Origin of the sequence: Pseudonocardia sp. EV170527-09 (assembly GCF_008369905.1) — a bacterium.
In the GTDB taxonomy this organism is placed as follows: domain Bacteria; phylum Actinomycetota; class Actinomycetes; order Mycobacteriales; family Pseudonocardiaceae; genus Pseudonocardia.
On sequence record NZ_VRMC01000178.1, the window covers coordinates 1 to 4,155 of the forward strand.

At 63.8% G+C, this 4,155-nt stretch carries 5 protein-coding genes and 3 pseudogenes; 5 read left to right on the forward strand and 3 right to left on the reverse strand.

Annotation, left to right across the window (positions count from 1 at the left end; genetic code table 11):
• From FVA95_RS27720 to FVA95_RS27730, 3 genes and pseudogenes are all read left to right on the forward strand, one after another.
• On the forward strand, nucleotides 1-378 hold a 378-nt coding region (locus FVA95_RS27720), incomplete at its 5' end, for an integrase core domain-containing protein (RefSeq protein WP_149666456.1).
• A gap of 385 nt (nucleotides 379-763) precedes the next feature.
• Nucleotides 764-988 (forward strand): annotated as a pseudogene (locus FVA95_RS27725) (transposase); the annotation flags it as partial.
• Between the two features lie 81 nt (nucleotides 989-1,069).
• Nucleotides 1,070-1,393, forward strand: coding sequence for a hypothetical protein (locus FVA95_RS27730; protein WP_149666774.1), 324 nt, complete (start codon nucleotides 1,070-1,072; stop codon nucleotides 1,391-1,393).
• A 572-nt stretch (nucleotides 1,394-1,965) separates the two neighbouring features.
• Here FVA95_RS27730 and FVA95_RS27740 read toward each other — a convergent pair.
• Nucleotides 1,966-2,487, reverse strand: coding sequence for a hypothetical protein (locus FVA95_RS27740; protein ID WP_149666775.1), 522 nt, complete (start codon nucleotides 2,485-2,487; stop codon nucleotides 1,966-1,968).
• Between the two features lie 186 nt (nucleotides 2,488-2,673).
• Here FVA95_RS27740 and FVA95_RS27745 point away from each other — a divergent pair.
• Nucleotides 2,674-2,796: pseudogene (locus FVA95_RS27745) on the forward strand (transposase); the annotation flags it as partial.
• Here the strand turns inward: FVA95_RS27745 and FVA95_RS34125 are convergent.
• Together FVA95_RS34125 and FVA95_RS27755 are read right to left on the reverse strand one after the other, a co-directional pair.
• A complete protein-coding gene (locus FVA95_RS34125; protein WP_193564434.1) occupies nucleotides 2,760-3,038 on the reverse strand; it encodes a transposase in 279 nt (92 codons plus the stop codon). The pseudogene FVA95_RS27745 and the gene FVA95_RS34125 sit on opposite strands and share 37 nt — an antisense overlap.
• A gap of 3 nt (nucleotides 3,039-3,041) precedes the next feature.
• Nucleotides 3,042-3,752, reverse strand: a pseudogene (locus tag FVA95_RS27755) (IS256 family transposase); the annotation flags it as partial.
• Nucleotides 3,753-3,884: 132 nt separating this feature from the next.
• On the opposite strand from FVA95_RS27755, the gene FVA95_RS32290 reads away from it, so the two are divergent.
• On the forward strand, nucleotides 3,885-4,155 hold a 271-nt coding region (locus tag FVA95_RS32290), incomplete at its 3' end, for a helix-turn-helix domain-containing protein (protein WP_240051777.1).

Consider the following 4,155-nt stretch of genomic DNA (forward strand, 5'->3'; position numbering starts at 1 on the left):
ACCGAACTCGTCACCGACGCGCTCGGCATGGCCATCACCCGTCGCAGTCCCGAACCGTACTCGGCGATCCTACATTCCGACCACGGCTCGCAATTCACGTCCTGGGCGTTCGGGCGCCGACTGATCGAGGCGGGACTAGTCGGTTCCATGGGCTCGGTCGGCGATTGTTACGACAACTCGATGGTCGAGTCCTTCTGGGGGACGATGCAGCTGGAACTACTCGACTCCAGATCCTGGAAAAGCCGCGCCGATCTTGCCAATGCGATATTCGAGTGGATAGAGTGCTGGTACAACCCGATCAGGCGCCACTCCAGCATCGGGATGCTCAGCCCAGCCGACTACGAAACAGCCCACACCCCACCACACCAAGATCACTGACCCCACACCGTCAGTGTCCGGCGCAGGGGGCCAAGCTCACTGCTGTGCTGGCTGGCGCTGCTGCTCATCCGCATCGCCGAGACCAAGACCGGGCAGACCTGGGCCGAGATCCGCGACGAACTCCAGCGCCTGCACCTGGGCACCTTCACCGGCCCAGCCGGCTCGTTCCGGCAGCGCACCGAACTCACCACCGGCCAGAAGAAAATCCTCGCCGCGCTCGACCTGCCCGAACCCCGCCGCATCGTCGAAGCCACCCCCGCAACACCCTGACCAGCACGAACACCACCGCCTAGTGACACGCCCCGTCACCGGGCCAACCGGCATTCCCCCAGCTCAGACCCACTTTTCGCGAACTAGGCAGCTACCTGATCTGTGGAACCCCGGCTGCAGCACCAACGCGATCGAGTCGCTCAACGCACGCTACCGGCGCGCGGTCCGCGTCCGAGAGCACTTCCCGACCGAGCAGGCCGCGCTCAAGTGTCTCTACCTGGTCACCCGCTCACTAGACCCGACCAGGAAAGGCCGGGCCCGGTGGTCGATGCGGTGGAAGCCGGCGCTGAACGCGTTCGCGATCACCTTCCAAGGCCGTATCGTCCCCGGCACCATCTGATATCCATCAACGCCGGTTACACCGTTGATCGGACACTCCCGAACCCCGCTCGTCATCGACGGCGGTGGACAGGTCGACGACGTGCAGAGCTGGGAGCAGCAACGACGTCCCGAGCTGTTGGAGGCATTCCAGGAACACGTCTACGGCCAGAGCCTGCCCGCCCCCGAGGGATTGACCTTCGACGATGGTGGAGCCAGCGGCAGGTCCGCGAAGACAGTCACCATCAACGTGACCGGCCCTGCCAGCACGGCGAGCTCCACCCTGCGGCTGTTCGTGCCCGACTCCGGTACTCCGAAGGGCACCTTTCTCCTGATCGATCACCGCGGCTCGGTCGGCGACGATGCAGGCTCGTCGTCGGCCTACGCGCCGACGACGAAGATCCTCGAGTCCGCCTGCCACAGCTGACGACAAAGTCGCCACGCCTGGCCCGGACTCAATCCCAGGACGGCCGCGTCGAGCTCGTGACCAGCTACAACGCTCTACTTTGTACCTGGCCGTAGCTTCGGGAGTCCTGGGCCTACAAACACCGCGCGCCCGCACGAGGCGCTGTCCTGGAACCGGCCGCTGCAGGTCCACCTCGGCCTGGCCGACCCGAAGATCCACAACTTTCCCGAACCTGAAATCCTGCCAACTGCTTGACGCGGGACAGCCGCAACGCCATCACCGATCTACCTCTTTTCCTTCCGGAAGGCATTGACTGCCTCGGAGAAGCTGAGATCGGGGTGCTTCTCTCTCCATCTGCGCAGCTCGACCGGGTCAATCTTCGGGCCACGAACATGGTCTACTTGCTTGCGCTCCTCGGCAGACGGCCAGATCGTTGTTCTCCCGAACATCCCTGCTGACGCGACCCCGAGCCCGAAAAACCCCAACGACAGAGTCCATGTTCCGTCCACAGCAAGAAACACAACCCCAGCCAGCGCCAGGACGCAGGCCAACCCATTGCCGGTCATTCTCCTAGTACTCACGGTCGACGCCAGTTAATTGAAGCAATTGTTGCGGATCGCGGTGATGCCGAGGAGCTCTCCGCCAAGTGCCGCCAGGGGGCCTCCGAGTGCCTGAATTTTCTCCCATGAGAAACCAGCTCCCGCGAAGGTCTGAACGGCTTCCTTGATTCCGCCGAGCTCGGCGACCAGCTTCTTGAGTTTCAAAATTTTAGCCGCCGGGATCAATGCACCCCCGATTGCCATAGTGATGCCTCCTACGCACCCCATGACGTCAGCACGCGCCTGCGGCCCGCCGTTCTGGCGATCCTTCAGCCACGCATGCGTAGCAGCGTCGCCCTGTTGGAGCACTGCGTCCGGCACTGCGTTGACCTGCTCAAAGAACTGCGTCAAACCGGAAATTTTATCTGCATCGTTACCAGGCGCCACTGCACGGGTGTACGTGCCAGCGATCCGAGACCCAGGCGCAGCATGGGCAAGTCCTGTCATCAACCCCACTGGAATCACTGCGGCCAGCGCAAGCGCGATAACGCGGCGAGTCAGCTCCGACGTGCTCATCTACGGAGTAGAGCACGGCATTCGATAAGTCGTCAAGTCCGGCTACGTGTGATGGTCGCCTGGATGCGTAGCGTTGTTTCGTGATGATGCGTTCTGGCGATTAGTAATGTTGTCGTGGATTGTGCTCTCGTGGTCGCTTCTGGCGCGTTCGGGGTGGTTTGTCCATTGAGATGCTTCTATGACCTGTTAGTGATCTCCGATGCCCATCAGGGCCTGGTTTCGGCAGTCGAGGCGGCGCTGCCCGGTTCGAGCTGGCAACGGTGCCGCACGCACTACGCCCGCACCCTGGCCTCGTCGACCAGCAAAGCAGCGAGAACGTGGTCCCAGGTGCCATCACCTGCATAGCGGCGGTGTCGCTTCCACAACGTCTGCCACGGCCCGAACTCGGACGGGACATCACGCCAGGCCAGCCCGCACCGATACCGGTAGATGATCCCCTCCACCACTCGCTGTGAGTCGCGAAACGGCCGCCCACGACGCCCGTCCGACGAGGGCAGGAGCGGGCCCAGCCGGGCCCACTGAGCATCGGTCAGGACAGCAGTACGCGACACCGATCAAGCATCGCGCACCCCACCCGGCTTCCAGTGCATCGTCCACCGGGATCGGCCCTTCCCGGTCGGGTCGAGCGAGCGGGTGACCAGGTAGAGGCACTTCAGCGCGGCCTGCTCTGTGGGGAAGTGCCCTCGGGCCCGGACGGCTCGTCGGTAGCGGGCGTTCAAGGACTCGATCGCGTTCGTGCTGCAGATGACCTTGCGGATCTCCACATCGTAGTCGAGGAACGGCACGAACTCCGACCAGGCGTTGTTCCAGAGCGCGATGATCGCCGGGTACTGCCCGCCCCACCGGTCGTTGAACTCGGCGAACCGTGCTGCGGCGGCGGCCTCGGTCGGGGCGGTGTAGATCGGGCGCAGGTCCTTGGCGATCTGGTCCCAGTACTTGCGGCTGGCGTAGCGGAAGCTGTTGCGGATCAGGTGCAGCACACAGGTCTGCACGATGGTCTGCGGCCAGACCGTGGTGATCGCCTCGCCGAGCCCGCTGAGCCCGTCGCAGACCGCGATGCACACGTCGGTGGCGCCCCGGTTCTTGATCTCGGTCAGGACCGCGAGCCAGTACTTCGCCCCCTCTCCGCCGTCGCCGGCCCAGATCCCCAGCACGTCACGGCGGCCGTCCACGGTGACGCCGATGACGACGTAGAAGGGCCGGTTGGTGACCTGGCCGTCGCGGATCTTGACGTGGATGGCGTCCACGAAGATCACCGGATAGACCGGGCGGATTCCATCGGTCGTTGCGAATCTCCAGGATGGGAGATTCGAATGCCTCGGTTTGCCCCGAACAAGATGCCGCCAGAACTCAAGAGGCGTTATTTCGACCTGATTCGGTCGGGTGTCAGGAGCTCGGTGGCGGCGCGACTGGTCGGCGTGTCGGTGAGCTGTGGCTCGCTGTGGTTCCTCGATGCTGGCGCCGTGCATATCGTGGAGCGCCGGATCAGCGACCGCTATTTCAGTCAGGACGATCGCATCGAGATCGCGGACGGCCTGAAGGCCGGGGATCCGGTGAAGAGGATCGCGGATCGCGTCGGGAAATCTTATCAGTCGGTGTATCGTGAGATCGCTCGGAATCGGAAGCCGGACGGCACCTACCAGCCCTGGTATGCCCACAATCAGGCGC

Excerpts from the sequence above, each read along its gene's own strand:
- FVA95_RS27740 (WP_149666775.1), bottom strand. The coding sequence starts at position 2,487 with ATGAGCACGTCGGAGCTGACTCGCCGCGTTATCGCGCTTGCGCTGGCC.